Source organism: Flavobacterium aquiphilum (genome assembly GCF_027111335.1).
In the GTDB taxonomy this organism is placed as follows: Bacteria; Bacteroidota; Bacteroidia; order Flavobacteriales; family Flavobacteriaceae; genus Flavobacterium; species Flavobacterium aquiphilum.
In genome coordinates this window covers 4,912,597-4,930,522 of record NZ_CP114288.1, presented here as the reverse complement: position 1 = coordinate 4,930,522, position 17,926 = coordinate 4,912,597, and the positions used below count along the sequence as shown (strand labels likewise).

Below are 17,926 nucleotides of genomic sequence, written 5' to 3'. Positions count from 1 at the left end.
ATGATTAAAAAATATTTTTCTTTTATTCTTTTCTTAAGTGTATTGGCTGGAAATGCTCAGACTCCTGCTTCCAATAAAGTGGAAATCTCCGATGAGCGCTTTCCAGTTTTTTTAAATTGCCAAAATTTACAAGCTGACGATCTGAAAAATTGCTTCTATAACGAAGTGCAGCAATTGGTTTACCATAATTTTAAGGTACCCGAAAAGTTGCAACAGAATAATTACAAAGGACTAGTAAAAGTATTGTTTGAAGTTGATGTTACGGGTACATTTAAAGTGCTGTACGTTAATTCTAATAATGAAGAAATTATCGCCGAAACTAAAAGGGTTTTTGCAGGTTTTCCAAAAATTGAACCACCTACTTATGCTGGGAACCCAACGTATTCCAAGTTTAACATCAATATTGATATTCCGTTGCAGTCTCCGGAGCAAATTGCGGCTACCAATCAGGCAAAGAAAGAAAATATTAATGTTAATCAGGGTTTGACAGAGTTAGATAGTATTGTTTACAAACGTTTTAATAATCCACAATTTTCAAGTCATTTAGCGATTCCTTTTTCACACAGTTATTATGCACAGTTTGATGGCGATATAAACAGGGTGGGGAGTAATAATCATACGGCTTCAAAACCTTATACTTATGCTGAGGTTGAAAAATATTATAACTTTCAAAAAGTCAACGCCGCTCTTATGAAAAATAAGACAAGTTGGTGGGGACGTAAAACCTGGAATGAAAATTTAGCCGAAATACAAGGAGAAGGATATTGGTTTGCATTGAACTTCTTGTTTGACGTACAAGGCGGAATTTCTAATCCAAGTAAAACAGATTATACGTTTGTCAATACAAGAGCCCTTAACTTCAAAGGAGGTCTTGGGCCTCGCTTGAATTTTACTACTACATTTTATGAAAGCCAAGGACGTTTTGCCGATTACTACAATGCGTATGCCAATTCGATAAAACCTTCTGGAGGGAATCCTGCTATTGTTCCTGGAATTGGTATTGCAAAACCATATAATTCGGATGCTTACGATTTTCCAATGGCCGAAGCGAATGTTTCTTATAATGCCGCAAAATTTTTGGATTTGCAATTGGGTTATGGTAAAAACTTCATAGGGGATGGTTATCGTTCTTTGTTTTTAAGTGATGGAGCTAGTCCGTATCCTTTTTTTAAGATAGATGCTAATTTTTGGAAAATTAAATACACGGTAAATTATATGTGGCTAAAGGATGTTCGTCCTGAGGTCACCGTGGATAAAACCTATGCTTCCAAATATATGGTGAATCATTATCTGAGTTGGAATGTTTCGAACAAATTGAATTTAGGTTTTTTTGAATCAGCAATTTGGACAAATACAAACGGACGAGGTTTTGATGCCAATTTTGTGAACCCGATCGTTTTTTACAGAGCAGTTGAGTTTTCTTCTTCTTCCAAAAGCGGGAATGCGGTTTTAGGATTAAGTTCTAAATACAAATGGAATAATCAAGTGAATCTTTACGGTCAATTTCTAGTTGATGAGTTTTCAACGGGAGATATTTTTGCAGGAGAAAAAAGTTGGAAAAACAAGTTGGGTTATCAATTGGGTGCGAAATATTTCAATGCCTTTCATGTGGATAATTTGTTGTTGCAAATGGAGTTTAACCATGTTCGCCCTTATACGTATTCACATAGCGAACCAATTACCAATTATGGGCATAATAACCAAAGTTTGGGACATCAATGGGGAGGTAATTTCCAGGAGTTGGTTTTGTTAGGCTATTATCATAAAGACCGATTTTATTCAAATGCGAAACTTACTTGGGGAACACGAGGTTTGGATTTTGATACAGCAACTAATAATTACAACTATGGACAAAATATCTATAAGGATTATGACTTGAATAGGCCTTATGATAAAGGAGTAGAAGTTGGGCAAGGTAATAAAACAAAGCTTTTTATATCCGAAGTTCAGGTTGGGTATTTGGTAAATCCCGCAACTAATTTGAAGTTTTTTGGAAATTTTTTATTTAGAAATTTTGACCCTACAACTGCTACGCCGACAGTTTTCAAAGAGCAAACCACTTGGTTTACTATTGGTTTTAGATCGGATGTGTTCAATTGGTATTTTAATTATTAATAGCTTACGTTCGGTTTTTTAGGAGCAAAAACATAAGGCATTTTTGTAATGATGAGTCCCGCCATACGCTACAATTCCCGATAAAGTAAAACTACGGCAAAAAAAACCTTGTTTTTCTAAATCTGGAGATTTCCACTTCTGTCGGGGCTAAAAGGAAGGAATGGGCTTTTATGGATTCAAAATATTTTTAGCTCAAAAACCAGAAATTTGAAAGGTTTTAAAGATTAATCTTGACGCGAGTTTGTAAGACGAACAGGCTAATCAAAATCATTATAATCAGCGATAAAAACAATTAACATCATAATTTGTTTGTAGGAGAAGAAAAAAGGGTTTAATTTTGGTTGTTTGGTAAATCGATTTAGTGAATTAAAATATTTTCAAATTAATAAAATATGAAAGCTATGAAAAAAATCCTGATGACTGTTCTTATAGTAGTCTTGTCTTTAAGTTTGCATGCTCAAAAAACCAAAAATTTTGCAGTTTTGGCATATTACACCGGTGACGACAAACAGATCGATAATTTTGAAATTGAAAAATTAACTCATATCATTTATAGTTTTTGTCATTTGAAAGATGGAAAATTAAATGTAGATAACGCCAACGATTCTATTGCTATTAAACATTTAGTTTCATTAAAGGCCAGAAATCCGAAACTGAAAATAATGTTGTCTTTAGGAGGCTGGGGTGGTTGTCCAAGTTGCTCTGAGGTTTTTTCTACAGCTGATGGAAGAGTAATTTTTGCAAAATCAGTAAAAGAAGTTAATGATTATTTTAAGACAGATGGCTTGGATTTGGATTGGGAATACCCAACTATTGAAGGACATCCTGGACATTTATATCAGCAGGCAGACAAGAAGAATTTTACTGAATTAGTCAAAGTTTTGAGAGCAGAATTAGGAAAATCGAATGAATTAAGTTTTGCAGCTGGTGGTTTTCAAAAGTACATGGATGAGTCAGTAGAATGGAAGTTGATAATGCCTCTTTTGGATCGTGTGAATATTATGAGTTATGATTTGGTTAATGGATATTCTAAAGTTACAGGACATCATACACCACTTTTTAGTACCAATAAAAATGAAGAATCTACAGATAGAGCAGTTGAATATTTGTTGAAACTGGGAATTCCGTCTCATAAAATAGTTATTGGATCAGCCTTTTATACCCGAACTTGGAAAGATGTAGCTGATGTCAACAACGGATTGTATCAGTCTGGAACTCCTACTGGTGGAGTGAGTTTTAAAGATTTCAAAGATACTTTGACCGAAGCAAATGGCTGGAAATATTTTTGGGATGAAAAAGCTAGCGCTCCATATTGGTATAACCAGAGAGAACAAAAATTTGCCACAAGTGATGATATTGCTTCTGTCAAAGCCAAAACTTCTTATGTTATAAAAAAGAAATTAGGAGGAATTATGTTTTGGGAGCTTACTTTGGACAGTGCCAAGGATGGTTTGGTAAATGCGATTTATGAATTGAAGACTAAAAAATAGTTTTTTAATCTTGTCATATGTTGTTTTCTCTTTAATGCGAACTAATTAAGCAGTAAAAACCGACTAAAGAGTTAACTAATTTTTCAAATTTGATTTTGATAGACCGTTTTTGAATCTAATTTGTATATTTGCACCGAATTTCAAAAAATATACCAATTTTATCTGTATTGACAACAACATCTAATCCTACTTCGATTAAATCTATATATATTGATTTTAAAGCGATTACAAAAGCCGGTTTGGCCATAAGTGTTGTTTTTTCATCAATTGCAGGTTATGTGCTCGGTTTTGATTCCACTCATTCATTTGATTGGTTAGTTTTGGTAAAACTGGCAATTGGAGGTTATTGTATGGTTGGGGCTTCTAATGCTTACAACCAGGTAATAGAGAAAGATTTGGATGCATTGATGGATCGTACCAAGAATCGTCCGGTTGCATCTGGAAGAATGTCTCCAAGATTGGCAGTAATCGTTGCAACTTTGCTTACTATTTTGGGTGTGGCTTTGCTTTATACGATTAATCCAAAATCGGCAATGTTTGGTGCAATTTCCATTTTTTTATATACCAGTATTTACACACCGCTTAAAACGGTAACTTCGCTTTCGGTTTTTGTTGGGGCATTTCCCGGTGCAATTCCGTTTATGCTAGGATGGGTTGCCGCCACGGGAGAATTTGGAATTGAAGCAGGAACTTTGTTTTTAATACAGTTCTTTTGGCAATTTCCACATTTTTGGGCTATTGGCTGGTTTTTATATGAAGATTACGAAAAAGCTGGTTTCTTTATGTTGCCAACAGGAAAGAAAGATAAAGGTACTTCGTTGCAGATTATATTATATACCGTTTGGTTAATAATTGCATCACTTTTACCTTCATTGGGTTATACAGGGCAATTATTTATTAGTCCTATAGCGGCGATTTTTGTTTTGGGATTAGGGCTTTGGATGTTGTTTTACGCAGTTCGTTTGTATCAAATAAAAACAGCAAAAGCAGCAAGAACACTGATGCTTGTTAGCGTTTCTTATATATCGTTATTACAGTTAGTATATATTTTAGATAAATTTTTAAGATAATTATGGAGATAACAATGACAGCCGAAGATCATAAATTGAGAACGGCAAGATCGTACAAATTGATTTTATTGTTTGCCATGGTGAGCATGACAATGATGTTCGCAGGTCTTACAAGTGCTTATGTGGTAAGTCAATCAAGAGCAGATTGGTTGAAGAATTTTGAATTGCCTTCTGCATTTTTTGCTAGTACTATAGCTATTTTGGGATGCAGTGTTACTTTTCATTTGGCCAAAAAAGCGATTCAGAAAGATGAAATCAGTAAAACGACTACTTTTCTTTTGGCTACTTTGGCTTTAGGAATTGCATTTGTAGTGTTGCAGTTTGTTGGATTTGGACAAATCGTTGCAAATGGCTATTATTTTACCGGAAGTGCAAGTACAATTACGACTACTTTTCTGTATTTAGTGGTAGTTGTTCATTTATTGCACCTTGCTGGCGGGATGATATCATTATTAGTTATTATTTATAATCATTTTAAACAAAAATATAATTCTACTCAAACGCTTGGAATTGAGCTAGGTGCGATGTATTGGCACTTTCTGGACTTTTTGTGGCTTTATTTATTTTTATTTTTATATTTCTTTAAATAAGAAAAAAACGTAAATTTGAAACCTTTTTTATAACCAATTACTTTTATGGAAGCGACAGTTACTACTGCAAATAATGAAAAAACTTGGGGAGGCGGCAATGAGCCAATGGGAGCAAGTTATGGAAAGTTGATGATGTGGTTTTTTATCGTATCAGATGCCTTAACATTCTCTGGATTTTTAGCTGCTTACGGTTTTTCTAGATTTAAATTTATTCAAACTTGGCCATTGGCTGATGAGGTGTTTACACACTTCCCATTTTTACACGGAGTAGAGGCTCCAATGTATTATGTAGCCTTGATGACGTTCATTTTGATTTTCTCATCTGTTACTATGGTTTTGGCCGTTGATGCAGGTCATCAAATGAAAAAGGATAAAGTAGCCCTTTATATGTTTCTAACAATCATCGGGGGTATGATCTTCGTTGGTTCACAAGCTTGGGAGTGGAAAAACTTTATTCAAGGAGAATATGGTGCTGTTGAAACAACAGGAGGTAGCTTGTTACAGTTTGTTGATAAAGAAGGACACAGAGTTGCTTTGAAAGATTTTGCTGCAACATTGCCGGTAGAAAGAGAGCAGTTGTCAAGAGATAAAGGAAAATGGTTCATGGATGAATCAGCAATTCCAGATTACACAGTAGCTGAAATTCAAGCTGGATTCAAAGCTCATCCAGATGTTTTGGTAAGAATCGAAACATTAAACAAAGACAAAAAGAAAACAATCCTATCTAGAGAAGAATCTCAAAAACGTTTGGATCAAGCCAAAATTGTAATTGAAGGAGCTAATTTGACTCATAATGAATACGGAAGCAAGCTTTTTGCTGATTTCTTCTTCTTCATTACAGGTTTCCACGGATTCCACGTTTTCTCTGGTATCGTAATCAATATCATTATCTTTTTTAATGTTTTATTGGGTACTTACGAGAAAAGAGGTTCATACCAAATGGTTGAAAAAGTGGGGTTATACTGGCACTTTGTAGATTTAGTTTGGGTATTCGTTTTCACATTCTTCTATTTAGTTTAATTTTAGATTTATCACATTATGTCACACGAACATGTTTCTAATACAAAAAGAATTTGGACTGTATTCGGTCTATTGTCTTTAATCACAACGGTTGAGGTTGCTTTCGGTATCATCAGACCAGATTTTTTAGTTAATCACCATCTTATTACTATGAGTTGGTTAAACTGGATGTTTATCATACTTACGTTAGTTAAAGCATATTATATTGTATGGGCATTTATGCACATGGAAGGAGAAAAAAAGGTGTTGAAAAATGCCGTTGTTTTTCCTTTAGTATTCTTAGTTTGTTATTTAATCTTCATTCTTTTAACGGAAGGGGATTATGTATTTGAGGTTTTTAAAAATGCTACCATTAAATGGAATTTTTAACAAGATATTAATTCAAAGAAAAAGGTATCCGTCACCACGGATGCCTTTTTTTATTTTAATACACTAAATTTTATAAAATCCTGATGAAGAAAAATATAGTTCTTTTTGTGTTATTTATTCTGCCTATAGTTGCTTATTTGTTTTTTGCTTCGGGGGTAAACAGTTTCACAAAATTGCCTGTTATCACTCCCAAAATTCCTGATCTTGGGGAATGGAAATCTTTGAAAGGCGAAACAGTAAGTTTGGACAATAAAATTACTATACTGGGTTTTTCCGGAACAGAAATCCTTAAAAACAGAGGAAACTATTTCAACTTAAACGAGAAAATTTACCAACGTTACCATGATTTCAAGGATTTGCAGTTTGTTGTCGTTGCCCCTCTAGGAACCGAAAAAGATGTCAAAGCCGTTGTTGACGCTTTGGCCGCTTTTACCGACGTAAGTCAATGGCATTTTGTTTTTGCCAAACCTGATGAAATCAAGTCTTATTTTGGTAAACTAAAATTAAAAGGGAATTTGGATCCTGATTTTGGAACTTCTAATGTTTATATCGTCGATAAAGAAAGAAATCTACGTGGGAGAAAGGCCAAGAAGGATTATAAAGAAGGCTATGATACATTTCATCCGGCAGAATTAAGTAACGAGATGCTGGACGATTTTAAGGTTATTCTTTACGAATACCGTGCAGCACTGAAAAAGAATCATAACGCTACAAAACAATTATAAAATGCTTAAAAATAAATCATACATAGGGATTTCTTTTATAATACTTGTTTTTGGGATATATGCTATTCCGAAAATTGTTGATAGAATGCAAAATAATAGTGTTGTTCAGGGTGAACGATTGGACAAAGTAGGCGGATCTAAAGCGGTAGATGGAAAGTTAATTGTAATTGGCCCAGCTCCAAAATTTGAATTGACAAATCAGGACAATGTGAAAATTTCCAATGATTTTTATAAAGGGAAAGTATATGTTTTAGAGTTTTTCTTTGCAACCTGTCCTTCCATTTGCCCAAAAATGAATGCGAATATGGTAACACTTCAAAATACTTTTTTTGGAAATCCTAATTTCGGAATTGCTTCTATAACTATCGATCCAGAGCATGATACTCCTGCTGTTTTAAAAGAGCATGCCAAATTATTAGGAGTGAAATCATCTAATTGGAATTTTCTGACCGGTGACAAAGATTATATCTATAGTTTGTCAAATAAAGGATTTAACATCTACGTTGGCGAAAACAGTAAAGCCAAAGGAGGTTTTGAACATTCAGGGCTTTTTGCTTTAATTGATAAAAACGGAAATATAAGATGCAGAAAAGACGACTACGGTAATCCGATTTTATATTACGACGGATTGGAGAAAAAAGGAGTTAGGGACATTCAGCAAGATATACAAGCATTGTTAAAAGAATAAAAAATGAAAGAAAATACAATTGACCAAAAGTTTAATAAATTTATAATTACCGTTTCCATATTAATTCCGGTTGTAGTTGCGATTCTTTTTGGGGTGAAGTTAAAAGACTTTGGATATGATGTTCAACCATTGTCCTTTTTGCCACCAATATATGCTACAATAAATGGTCTTACTGCAATTGTTTTGGTAGCTGCTGTATTAAGTATAAAAAATGGAAATAGAATTCTTCATGAAAGATTGATGACAGGAGCTATTTGTTTATCAGTAGCTTTTCTTGTGATGTATGTTGCTTATCACATGACATCTGATTCTACTAAATTTGGAGATGTCAATCATGATGGCGCCTTAGATTTAACTGAAAAAGCAAATGTGGGGTATGCAAGGTTGGTGTACTTTTTCATATTGATTTCGCACATTATTTTGTCTATAGCTGTTATTCCATTGGTTTTGGTTACTTACGTTCGTGCTCTGGCTAACAAATTTGATAAACATAGAAAAATTGCCAAAATCACTTTCCCGATTTGGCTTTATGTGGCCGTAACAGGAGTGATAGTATATTTAATGATTTCGCCTTATTATGTTTAGTAAAGAAATTAGAGAGAAGAAAATGGAGAAAAGAAGAATGGGGGCAAGAGTATATTTTTATATTCTATGTTCTTTATTTTTTTCGCTTGCAGCAAATGCGCAATGTGCTATGTGTCGTGCAGCTTTGACAGGTAACGAAAACAAAACTCAGGCAGCAGCAGTAAACGACGGAATCGTTTATTTGATGGTGATTCCATATGTGCTTGTGGGTGCCGTAGGTTATTATGTGTATCGAATGAAAAAGAAAAAGCAATAACAATATCAATAATAAAAAAAAAGTAAGGCTCAAAAAACACTTTTTTTGAGCCTTACTTTTTTTTGTATTCTAAAATCTGTGTTCTGTCTTATGCTACTTTACTTAAGTCCGTCGATTGAAACATTTATATTTCCGTTTACTTTTATGAAAGCAATCATTGCCTGATTGGTTAGTTCTATTTTTTCAAATTTGATGTCTTCCATTTTTCCATTAATGAAAACGCCAGGCATTGGAGAATAATTTTTTAGGTATGTCATCATGCTTTGTTTGGCTTCGTCCAAATTTGGTTTGATTGAGTAACGACAACTTTCTTCCATTTTTCTTAAAATCATTCCCTGAGCCAGCCAGTTTGCGGTTCGCATTAATCGGCTTTTGGTGTCCAGTACATAATCCAATTTGTCGAAATAGATTTCTTTTGTGGTGTCATTGTATTGCGGAATCCCATTTAGATAGATAGTGCCATTTACCGAGCCAAGGAGATCCAAAGCAATTATTAGTTTTCCATCTTTGTGCCATAGGGCAACATTCTGTACTTTTACTTTTTTGCTTCCCGAACCAAATTCCTGTCCCGAAAAATTAGCCGTCATTAATTTGGAAGCTTCCTGATAATTGGAAACTGCAGCGATATTAGCTGAAATCTGCTCAGGAATCTTATCTACGGCTTTCAATACAATTTTGTTGGGTTCAAATTTTGATTCCGGTTTTTTTCCAATCAAAGTTTCCATATTACATTTCATCCCCATATTAATTAGAAACGAATCGTTTTTTAATTTGGCATTGGTTGAATAAGCTTCTAAAGGAACAATTCGAAGCCAACTTTTGTAGGTTTCACTCATTTCAAAAGGAGTGCATATTTTGGACAAAGCATCCATTACGTTGGGCTTGAAATCCATCGATTTTTCAATGGCCGAATCAATACTTTTTTCAATATCTGATTTAAAAATGCTCACGGCTGGGTTGATAAGATAAGTCACCGGCATGTTTTTTCCGAAAACTGTCATTGTGGGGCTTTCGACCCAGTCCAATGATTTTAAAGATGTTTTTGAACTCAAACGCCAATTGTTCAGGCTTACGCTGCTCAATAAAGTGACTATTCCGTTTAGATTGAATTCTTGTGTTTTGTATAAATCCACTCCCATAGTCTTGGTTCCTATTCTGTATTTTGCCCAAACTTTTAAGGGTAAAACGGTTTTTATTTTTTCACCATCTTTTGCTAGATCATTGGTAATCGTAATTGGAGCCTGTTTCCAAACTTTAATCTCAATATTGTCGTCTTCAATGTTATTGTCTTCATAGATCAGGCCATTCAATAAAGTGTTCGTTTGGTTCTGAATGTCTTTCAGCTTAATGCTGACAGGTAGGTTTATAAACGAAGGTGTGTTAGTGTAGGTTAATGGCACGGCATCGTCTGGTTCGGGTTTTAAGGCTTCAATTTTTGAGGTAGCTGAAGAACAACTTGTTAATAGTGTTACTGTAACTATGCAAATAATTAGAATAGAAATAGGTTTTAGCATTTTTTTAAAATTTGAGTTCAAATTTAACAAAACAAATATATTTTTCTTATATGTGTGTAACATTTTACTGAGACATAAGTCTTATGCAATGTGCGTCGTTAAAAAATGACTTGGAATGATCAAGGTTGTTCGTAATTTATTCATTATCAATTAATAGAATAATTGAAATTTGAAAGTGAATTAATTAGTAATTTTAGCATTCATTTTTTGTGTCGCTGTTTTTTGAAAGATAATTACTATTGCTTTAAAATATAGAAATCATGATTGAAATTAAAGACTTACACAAATCATACAAAATGGGACATTCCGAATTGCATGTGCTAAAAGGAATTAATTTCAACATAAAAGAAGGGGAATTAGTCGCCATTATGGGGTCTTCAGGATCTGGAAAATCAACTTTACTTAATATCCTCGGAATCCTCGATGAAGCCGATTCTGGACTTTATACTTTGGACAAAGTGCCAATTAAAAAATTAAATGAAACTATTGCTTCCAAATATCGAAACCAATTCCTTGGTTTTGTTTTTCAATCTTTCAACCTGATTAATTACAAAAGTGCATTGGATAATGTGGCTTTGCCGCTGTATTATCAAGGTGTAAAGAGAAAAGAACGCAATGACATTGCCATGAAATACCTTGAGAAAGTTGGATTGGCTTCGCATTCACATCATTTGCCAAATGAACTTTCGGGAGGACAAAAACAACGTGTGGCTATTGCTAGAGCCTTGGCTTCCAATCCAAAAGTATTGTTGGCCGATGAGCCTACGGGGGCTTTGGACACCATGACTTCCTATGAGGTGATGGAGTTGATACAAGGAATTAACGATGAGGGAAAAACGATTTTGATTGTTACCCACGAACCGGATATTGCCGCTATGTGTAAAAGAAATGTGGTCCTGAAAGACGGATTGATTATTGATGACAAAATGATAGAACAAGTTAGAGCTTCGTCTTATGTTTAATATTGAACGTTGGCAAGAAATATTTGAGGCTATCGCCAAAAATAAACTGAGAACCTTTCTCACTGGAGTTTCTGTGGCTTCGGGTATCTTTATTTTGGTGATTCTTCTTGGTGTTGGAAAAGGTTTGCAAAACGGAATCGAAAAACAATTTGAACGTGATGCCGCTGGCGTAATTGAGGTTTGGTCAGGTGCGACAACTAAAGCATACAAGGGATTAAATCCTGGGAGAGAAATCCAATTTAGAAATAGCGATTTTGATCTTGCAGTGCAAAAATACGGGGACCAATTGGATAAAAATGGAGCTACTGCTACTGGCTGGGGAATTACCGTAAGTTATGGAAAGGAATCAGGAAATTATCAATACAGAGGTGTTAATACAGACGGTATGGAAATAGAAAATGTATCAGTTATAAAAGGCAGGTACATTAACGCAAATGATTTGAGAAACAATGTAAAAGCAGCTGTGATTGGTCAAAAAGTTAAATTAGATCTGTTTAAAGAAAAAAATCCTATAGGCGAACAAATTACTGTTGCGAATATTAATTTTAAAGTTGTTGGTGTGTTTACTGATCCAGGAGGGGAGAGAGAAGAAAGTAGAGTATTTGTGCCTTTAACTACAGCACAGCAGGTTTTTGGATTAGGAGATAAAATAAGTTATATGGCTTATACTATGAAAAAGAAAGACACTTATGAAGAAGCTGTAGCTGAGTCCGAAAAATTCAAAAATGATTATGGAAAATTATTGAGAACTAAAAATGGTGCCGCTCCTGATGATGAAAGCGCTGTTGGAATTTTTAATTCTGTCAAAGAAGCCAAAAAGTTTTATGATTTGAATCTTTATATTCGATTGTTTTTTTGGTGGGTTGGAATCTGTACTATTATTGCCGGTGTTGTTGGAGTTAGTAATATCATGATGATTATTGTAAAGGAAAGAACCAAGGAAATTGGGATTCGAAAAGCACTTGGGGCTTCGCCAGTTTCAATTATTCTAATGATTTTGCATGAATCTATTTTTATTACTACTATTTCTGGATTCATGGGATTATTAACAGGATTAGCTCTTTTAGAATTGATTGGTCCCCATGCGCAAAGCGAGTATTTTCAGAATCCGCAGGTCGATTTTACTGTTGCAACATCAACCTTAATAGTTTTGGTCGTTGCAGGAGCTTTAGCAGGATTTGTTCCAGCTTACAGAGCAGCAAAAATTAGGCCTATTGTAGCACTTAGAGACGAATAATTATGTTTGATAGAGAAAACTGGAACGAAATTCTAGAGGCTTTAACGGCCAATACCTTCCGAACGTTACTTACGGCTTTTGGTGTGTTTTGGGGTATATTTATTTTAGTGATTTTATTAGCCGCTTCAAATGGTCTTGAGAATGGTGTGAAAAAAGGATTTGATGGTATTGCTACTAATACCATGTTTATGTGGACACAAACTACATCAAAACCATACAAAGGTCTGCCAAAAACCAGAAGATATGATTTTAAAAATAGCGATGTCGATGCCTTAAAACAAAAATTTCCTGATTTATTGTATGTGTCTCCCCGTAATCAGTTAGGAGATTTTAATGGAGTGAGCAATGTAGTCAGAGGAACAAAAACAGGTGCTTATACTATTTATGGAGATTATCCAGAATTGGTAAAACAAGAGCAGATGGATATTGTAAAAGGGCGTTTTGTAAATCAGCAGGACATTCTTTCGAAGCGTAAAGTAACTGTAATAGGGCAGGGTGTCATTAATGAATTGTATAAGAATGGTGAAGAAGTAATGGGGACTTACATCAAAATAAATGGTATCAACTTTATGGTGGTTGGAGTATATAAATCTAAAGGACAAAATAATGGAAATGCGGAGTCTGCCCAAAAAAATATATTCATCCCTTTTACCACATTTCAGCAATCTTTTAATTTTGGAGATAAAGTAGGTTGGATGGCGCTTACTGCAAACGATGAAGCGTCAATTACTGAGCTTAGACCAGGGATTCTTGCATTTATGAGAGAAAGACATTCGATTCACCCAGATGATGAAAGAGCTGTCGGTAACTTTGATTTATTTGCTGAATTTCAAAAAGTACAGGACTTATTTATGGTTCTTAAATTCATCGCTTATTTTGTTGGAACATTAGTGTTATTGTCAGGTATTATTGGAATTTCAAATATTATGCTAATCGTTGTAAAAGAGCGTACTAATGAAATTGGAATCCGAAGAGCTTTGGGAGCCACACCGGGAGCCATTAGATCCCAAATATTATTAGAAGCAATTTTCCTGACAATAATAGCTGGAATGTTTGGTATAGCCGTTGCAACAGGTTTGTTGGCTATTTTGAACATGATTTTGGCGTCAATGCCTGCAGACGGGATGATGTTTGTCAATCCAAGTGTTGATTTAGTGGTTGTTTTTATCGCTTTAATGATTTTAGTTGGATCAGGGTTGTTGGCAGGACTTATTCCGGCGCAAACTGCGATAAAAGTTAAACCCGTAGATGCTTTAAGAACAGAATAAATATGCAATCAAAAAACAATATAATAATCGAATAAAAATTTATAAAATGAAAAAAGGAGTAACCATAACCGCATTGATTTTAATAGCAGTAGTTTTTTTTGGAGCTTTATATTATTTGTATGCAAAAAACCAAGAATCACCTATTGTTTTTGAAACTGATAAGGTCGAAGTGAAAACGATAGTGAAAAGTACCCTTGCTACAGGAAATATCGTTCCAGATGAAGAAGTATTGATTAAACCAAATATTTCCGGAATCATAGAAGCTGTTTATATTAAAGCTGGTGAGTCGGTTAAAGCTGGAGATTTAATTGCAAAAATTAAAGTGGTTGCCAATGTGTCCAGTTTAAGCAATTCTCAAAATCAGGTGAAAACTGCAAAAATTGCATTGGATAACCAAGAGAAATTATTCAAAAGACAAAAAACTTTGTTTGATAAAGGAGTGATTTCTGCCAATGATTTTGATGCGGCACAATTGGCTTACAATCAGGCAAAGCAAAATTATTATGCGTCGACTCAAGGATTAGATATTGTGAAAACCGGGACTTCTTCAGGAATGGGGAATTATGCAAATACTTTGATTCGTTCAACTGTAAACGGAATGGTGTTAGATGTACCTGTAAAAGTGGGTAATCAGGTAATTGAGAGTAATAATTTTAACGAAGGAACCACTATTGCAAGTGTTGCTGATGTTGGAAGAATGATTTTTGTAGGGAAAGTAGATGAATCCGAAGTTGGTAAGATAAAATTAAATATGCCAATCGAAATCACCGTTGGAGCTATCGAAAATAAAAAGTTTACAGCTGTTTTAACAGATATTGCCCCAAAGGGGAAAACAGAAAACGGAGCTATCCAATTCGAAATTAAAGCAAAATTAACCAATAGAGATAATACTTTTATCAGAGCAGGTTTGAGTGCGAATGCTTCTATTATTTTGGAAAAAGCGGATAACGTTCAGGCTTTAAAAGAGTCTTTGGTTCAATTTGACAAAAAGACAACAAAACCTTATGTTGAGGTTCAAACCAGTCCTCAAAAATTTCAGAGAAAAGATATAACATTAGGTGTTAGCGATGGAATTTATGTACAGGTAAAAAGCGGCTTAAAAAAATCAGATAAAATAAAAGTTTGGAATCAAGGTTTGATAACTGAAGATGCAAAACCAAAATAATCGTTGAAGTAAGTTTTGATAAACAAATTAAATAAATATATGCAGTGTATTTCTGTGTTTTTAATCGATTAAAAATGAAAAAAATAAATTACATAAGTGCCGTTTTTGTATTCTTGATTGGATTTGCTTCGCAGGCGCAAACTAAAGTATGGACTTTAGAGGAATGTGTGAGATATGCATTAGACAATAATATCACCATAAAAAATTCTGAATTAGATGTGAAAAATGCCGATATTGATAAAAAAGATGCTTTCGGTAGATATCTTCCTAGTGTAAGTGGTAGTGCATCCCATTCTTGGAACATTGGTAGGAATGTGAACCCAGTTACTAATATTGCTACTACACAAACAACACAATATTCACAATTAGGAATTAGTTCCGGTGTAGATATTTATAAAGGGTTACAAAATCAAAATGCATATCGAAGAGCGAAATTGGGAATTATTGCATCACAATATCAATTATTAAAAATACAAGAGGATGTTTCTCTGAATGTTGCAAATGCTTTTCTTCAAATTTTATCTTTTAAAGAAGATTTAAAAGTAAAAAAAGAGCAGTTATCAATTGATGAAAAACGTTTAAAACGTTCTGAAGAGATGGTAAAGGCAGGAACAATTCCAAGAGGTGATTTGTTTGATTTAAAAGCAACTATAGCGACAGATAAACAAAACATAACAGTTTCTGAGAATAATTTACTCATTTCTAAGTTAAGCTTGGCGCAGCTTTTACAGTTGAAAGAGTTTGCTGATTTTGATGTTGTTGATGATACAAATGTTAATGACGAGAACAACATAATGTCTCAAAAACCTATTGATATTTATAATAAAGCCAAAGAAACAAGAACTGAATTGAAATTGGCACAAACTAATCTTGAAATAGCTGAAAAAAATGTCACTATTGCTAAAGGAGCATATCAGCCAACTCTTAGAGGGGTTTATTCATTTGGTACAAGTGCCAGTTATAGTCACATGCTTTCAGGAGTGGATTCCGCAGGTAATCCAATTTATGTATCTCCAGATCCAATATTTGATCAGTTTAGTAATAATAAGGGACATTATTTTGCTTTCCAGTTAAATGTGCCAATTTTTAATGGGTTTTCTGTTAGAAATAATGTAGAACGCAATAAAGTAAGTTTGGAAAAATCCAAAATAGATTTAGAGCAAAAAAGTTTAGATTTGCAACGTAACGTTTATACAGCATTTACAGATGCAAAAGGAGCTTTGAATACCTATGAATCAGCTACGGTGGCTTTGGAGGCGAGACAGCAGTCTTATGATTATGCAAAAGAAAAATATGATGTTGGTTTAATGAATTCTTTTGATTTTACTCAGTCACAAACATTGTTGACTAATGCTCAATCTGATGTTATAAGAACAAAATATGAATACTTGTTCAGAGTAAAAATACTTGAATTTTATTTTGGAATTCCGATTGTTCCAATTGAAAAAAAATAAATTTATTATGTCAAAAAAAACAATTTACATATTAATAGGCTCAGCAATAGTAATTATTGGGGTTTTAGTAGGGCTTTCAAAAGCAGGAATTATTGGTAATAAAGACAAAGGCAAAGAAGTGGAGATTGCCGATGCCCAAACAGGAACGATAGTAGAAACTGTTTCGGCAACAGGTAAAATCCAACCGGAAATCGAGGTAAAAATGGCTTCGATGGTTTCGGGCGAGATTATAGATTTGCCAATAAAAGAAGGACAAGTTGTTAAGAAAGGTGATTTGTTGTTAAAGATAAATCCTGATCTATACACTTCCGGTTTGAATAGAACGGTCGCAAATTTGTCGGTTTCCAAGGCAAGTTTGAGCCAGTCCGATGCTTCTTTTAATCAGGCAAAAGCTGATTATGAAAGAAATAAGGTTCTCTATGGGAAAGGGATTATTTCAAAATCAGATTGGGATAAATCTGTGGCTTCTTTTGAGGTGGCAAAAGCCAGTAAACAATCGGCTTATTACAATGTGCAAAGCGCTTCGGCTTCCGTAAATGAAGCTAGAGACAACTTAGGAAGAACAGTAATTTACGCTCCTGCAGACGGAACTATTTCTGTGTTGAACGTAGAATTGGGAGAACGAGTTTTGGGAACGCAACAAATGGCAGGTACTGAGCTTTTAAGAGTTGCCAATCTAAACAATATGGAAGTTGAAGTTGATGTTAATGAAAATGACATTGTAAAAATAAAAGTTGGTGATGCTGCTAACGTTGAAGTAGATGCTTATTTGAAAAAACAATTCAAAGGAGTTGTAACAAGTATTTCCAATTCGGCGAGTACAGCTTTGACAGCTGATCAGGTAACCAACTTTAAAGTGAAAGTTAGAATTCTAAAAGAATCCTATAAAGATTTGATGGTTGGGAAACCGGATACATATTCTCCATTCCGACCAGGAATGACAGCGACGGTTGATATTATTACTACGACCAAAACCAACGTGGTTTATGTTCCAATCAGTTCGGTTGTTGTTAAGTCTGATACTGCAGCAGTGAAAATGCCTAAAATTGATGATCCAAAAGATAGCGAGAATAAAAAACCAAGTCCTAAAAGTGATAAAAAGCTAGAGTGTGTTTTTGTGAAAGTTGGAGATAAAGCTAAAATCCGAATTATAAAAACGGGAATTCAGGACGATACTAATATCGAAGTAATGTCCGGTCTTAAAAAAGGTGATGTTGTAATTACAGGGCCTTACACAACAGTTGCTAAAGATTTGAATTCCGGAGATAAAGTTTTTGTCCAAAAGGAAGACGATAAAAAGAAATAGTTTTCTTTTTTTAAGTTAAAAAATAATACACGTCTTGAATTTTCAGGGCGTGTTTTTTTTATAAAGGTTTTATCAAAAAACGATGTAAATTTGCAATCAGCAATATAAAATC

The 17,926-nt window shown here is 34.2% G+C and carries 17 protein-coding genes; 16 read left to right on the top strand and 1 reads right to left on the bottom strand.

Annotation, left to right across the window (positions count from 1 at the left end):
- The 10 genes from OZP12_RS20090 (at position 1) to OZP12_RS20045 (ending at position 8,908) form a co-directional block, all read left to right on the top strand.
- On the top strand, positions 1-2,115 hold the full coding sequence (locus OZP12_RS20090; protein ID WP_281226875.1) for a gliding motility protein RemB: 2,115 nt from the start codon (positions 1-3) through the stop codon (positions 2,113-2,115).
- Positions 2,116-2,516: 401 nt separating this feature from the next.
- Positions 2,517-3,605: a glycoside hydrolase family 18 protein gene (locus tag OZP12_RS20085; RefSeq protein ID WP_281226874.1), complete on the top strand. Its 1,089-nt coding sequence runs from the start codon at positions 2,517-2,519 to the stop codon at positions 3,603-3,605.
- Between the two features lie 155 nt (positions 3,606-3,760).
- Positions 3,761-4,675 (top strand): heme o synthase, encoded by a 915-nt coding sequence (cyoE, locus tag OZP12_RS20080; RefSeq protein ID WP_432419534.1) that lies wholly within the window; start codon positions 3,761-3,763, stop codon positions 4,673-4,675.
- Positions 4,676-4,677: 2 nt separating this feature from the next.
- A complete protein-coding gene (locus tag OZP12_RS20075; protein WP_281226871.1) occupies positions 4,678-5,265 on the top strand; it encodes a cytochrome c oxidase subunit 3 in 588 nt (195 codons plus the stop codon).
- 45 nt (positions 5,266-5,310) lie between these two features.
- Positions 5,311-6,285 (top strand): cytochrome c oxidase subunit 3, encoded by a 975-nt coding sequence (locus tag OZP12_RS20070; protein WP_281226870.1) that lies wholly within the window; start codon positions 5,311-5,313, stop codon positions 6,283-6,285.
- An 18-nt stretch (positions 6,286-6,303) separates the two neighbouring features.
- Positions 6,304-6,654, top strand: a complete 351-nt coding sequence (locus OZP12_RS20065) for a cytochrome C oxidase subunit IV family protein (RefSeq protein ID WP_281226869.1) — start codon at positions 6,304-6,306, stop codon at positions 6,652-6,654.
- An 83-nt stretch (positions 6,655-6,737) separates the two neighbouring features.
- Entirely contained in the window at positions 6,738-7,379 is a 642-nt protein-coding gene (locus tag OZP12_RS20060) for a hypothetical protein (protein ID WP_281226868.1), read from the top strand.
- Between the two features lies 1 nt (position 7,380).
- On the top strand, positions 7,381-8,067 hold the full coding sequence (locus tag OZP12_RS20055; RefSeq protein WP_281226867.1) for an SCO family protein: 687 nt from the start codon (positions 7,381-7,383) through the stop codon (positions 8,065-8,067).
- 3 nt (positions 8,068-8,070) lie between these two features.
- Complete coding sequence (locus OZP12_RS20050) at positions 8,071-8,652, top strand: DUF420 domain-containing protein (protein WP_281226866.1); 582 nt, start codon at positions 8,071-8,073, stop codon at positions 8,650-8,652.
- Positions 8,645-8,908: a hypothetical protein gene (locus OZP12_RS20045; protein WP_281226865.1), complete on the top strand. Its 264-nt coding sequence runs from the start codon at positions 8,645-8,647 to the stop codon at positions 8,906-8,908. The genes OZP12_RS20050 and OZP12_RS20045 overlap by 8 nt, the downstream gene beginning before the upstream one ends.
- A gap of 98 nt (positions 8,909-9,006) precedes the next feature.
- On the opposite strand, the gene OZP12_RS20040 is transcribed toward OZP12_RS20045, so the two are convergent.
- Positions 9,007-10,422 carry a DUF4403 family protein gene (locus tag OZP12_RS20040; RefSeq protein ID WP_281226864.1) on the bottom strand — a complete coding sequence of 472 codons (1,416 nt, stop codon included), beginning with the start codon at positions 10,420-10,422 and terminating at the stop codon, positions 9,007-9,009.
- A 260-nt stretch (positions 10,423-10,682) separates the two neighbouring features.
- Here OZP12_RS20040 and OZP12_RS20035 point away from each other — a divergent pair, with 260 nt between their 5' ends.
- The 6 genes from OZP12_RS20035 to OZP12_RS20010 all read left to right on the top strand — a co-directional run bounded on the left by OZP12_RS20035 (position 10,683) and on the right by OZP12_RS20010 (position 17,814).
- Positions 10,683-11,384 (top strand): ABC transporter ATP-binding protein, encoded by a 702-nt coding sequence (locus tag OZP12_RS20035; protein ID WP_281226863.1) that lies wholly within the window; start codon positions 10,683-10,685, stop codon positions 11,382-11,384.
- A complete protein-coding gene (locus OZP12_RS20030) occupies positions 11,377-12,621 on the top strand; it encodes an ABC transporter permease (protein ID WP_281226862.1) in 1,245 nt (414 codons plus the stop codon). Before OZP12_RS20035 ends, OZP12_RS20030 begins: the two co-directional genes overlap by 8 nt.
- A 2-nt stretch (positions 12,622-12,623) precedes the next feature.
- On the top strand, positions 12,624-13,889 hold the full coding sequence (locus OZP12_RS20025) for an ABC transporter permease (protein WP_281226861.1): 1,266 nt from the start codon (positions 12,624-12,626) through the stop codon (positions 13,887-13,889).
- A 46-nt stretch (positions 13,890-13,935) separates the two neighbouring features.
- Positions 13,936-15,054, top strand: coding sequence for an efflux RND transporter periplasmic adaptor subunit (locus OZP12_RS20020; protein ID WP_281226860.1), 1,119 nt, complete (start codon positions 13,936-13,938; stop codon positions 15,052-15,054).
- A 74-nt stretch (positions 15,055-15,128) separates the two neighbouring features.
- Positions 15,129-16,508 (top strand): TolC family protein, encoded by a 1,380-nt coding sequence (locus OZP12_RS20015; protein ID WP_281226859.1) that lies wholly within the window; start codon positions 15,129-15,131, stop codon positions 16,506-16,508.
- Between the two features lie 7 nt (positions 16,509-16,515).
- Positions 16,516-17,814, top strand: a complete 1,299-nt coding sequence (locus OZP12_RS20010; RefSeq protein WP_281226858.1) for an efflux RND transporter periplasmic adaptor subunit — start codon at positions 16,516-16,518, stop codon at positions 17,812-17,814.
- Positions 17,815-17,926: the final 112 nt, after the last annotated feature.

What these genes read in the sequence shown, in the direction of transcription:
- OZP12_RS20010 (WP_281226858.1), top strand. Translation starts at nt 16,516, where the DNA reads ATGTCAAAAAAAACAATTTACATATTAATAGGCTCAGCAATAGTAATT.
- OZP12_RS20040 (WP_281226864.1), bottom strand. Translation starts at nt 10,422, where the DNA reads ATGCTAAAACCTATTTCTATTCTAATTATTTGCATAGTTACAGTAACA.
- OZP12_RS20045 (WP_281226865.1), top strand. Translation starts at nt 8,645, where the DNA reads ATGTTTAGTAAAGAAATTAGAGAGAAGAAAATGGAGAAAAGAAGAATG.
- OZP12_RS20030 (WP_281226862.1), top strand. Translation starts at nt 11,377, where the DNA reads ATGTTTAATATTGAACGTTGGCAAGAAATATTTGAGGCTATCGCCAAA.
- OZP12_RS20050 (WP_281226866.1), top strand. Translation starts at nt 8,071, where the DNA reads ATGAAAGAAAATACAATTGACCAAAAGTTTAATAAATTTATAATTACC.
- OZP12_RS20060 (WP_281226868.1), top strand. Translation starts at nt 6,738, where the DNA reads ATGAAGAAAAATATAGTTCTTTTTGTGTTATTTATTCTGCCTATAGTT.
- OZP12_RS20090 (WP_281226875.1), top strand. Translation starts at nt 1, where the DNA reads ATGATTAAAAAATATTTTTCTTTTATTCTTTTCTTAAGTGTATTGGCT.
- OZP12_RS20020 (WP_281226860.1), top strand. Translation starts at nt 13,936, where the DNA reads ATGAAAAAAGGAGTAACCATAACCGCATTGATTTTAATAGCAGTAGTT.
- OZP12_RS20075 (WP_281226871.1), top strand. Translation starts at nt 4,678, where the DNA reads ATGGAGATAACAATGACAGCCGAAGATCATAAATTGAGAACGGCAAGA.
- OZP12_RS20015 (WP_281226859.1), top strand. Translation starts at nt 15,129, where the DNA reads ATGAAAAAAATAAATTACATAAGTGCCGTTTTTGTATTCTTGATTGGA.
- OZP12_RS20085 (WP_281226874.1), top strand. Translation starts at nt 2,517, where the DNA reads ATGAAAAAAATCCTGATGACTGTTCTTATAGTAGTCTTGTCTTTAAGT.
- OZP12_RS20055 (WP_281226867.1), top strand. Translation starts at nt 7,381, where the DNA reads ATGCTTAAAAATAAATCATACATAGGGATTTCTTTTATAATACTTGTT.
- OZP12_RS20025 (WP_281226861.1), top strand. Translation starts at nt 12,624, where the DNA reads ATGTTTGATAGAGAAAACTGGAACGAAATTCTAGAGGCTTTAACGGCC.
- OZP12_RS20035 (WP_281226863.1), top strand. Translation starts at nt 10,683, where the DNA reads ATGATTGAAATTAAAGACTTACACAAATCATACAAAATGGGACATTCC.
- OZP12_RS20065 (WP_281226869.1), top strand. Translation starts at nt 6,304, where the DNA reads ATGTCACACGAACATGTTTCTAATACAAAAAGAATTTGGACTGTATTC.
- OZP12_RS20070 (WP_281226870.1), top strand. Translation starts at nt 5,311, where the DNA reads ATGGAAGCGACAGTTACTACTGCAAATAATGAAAAAACTTGGGGAGGC.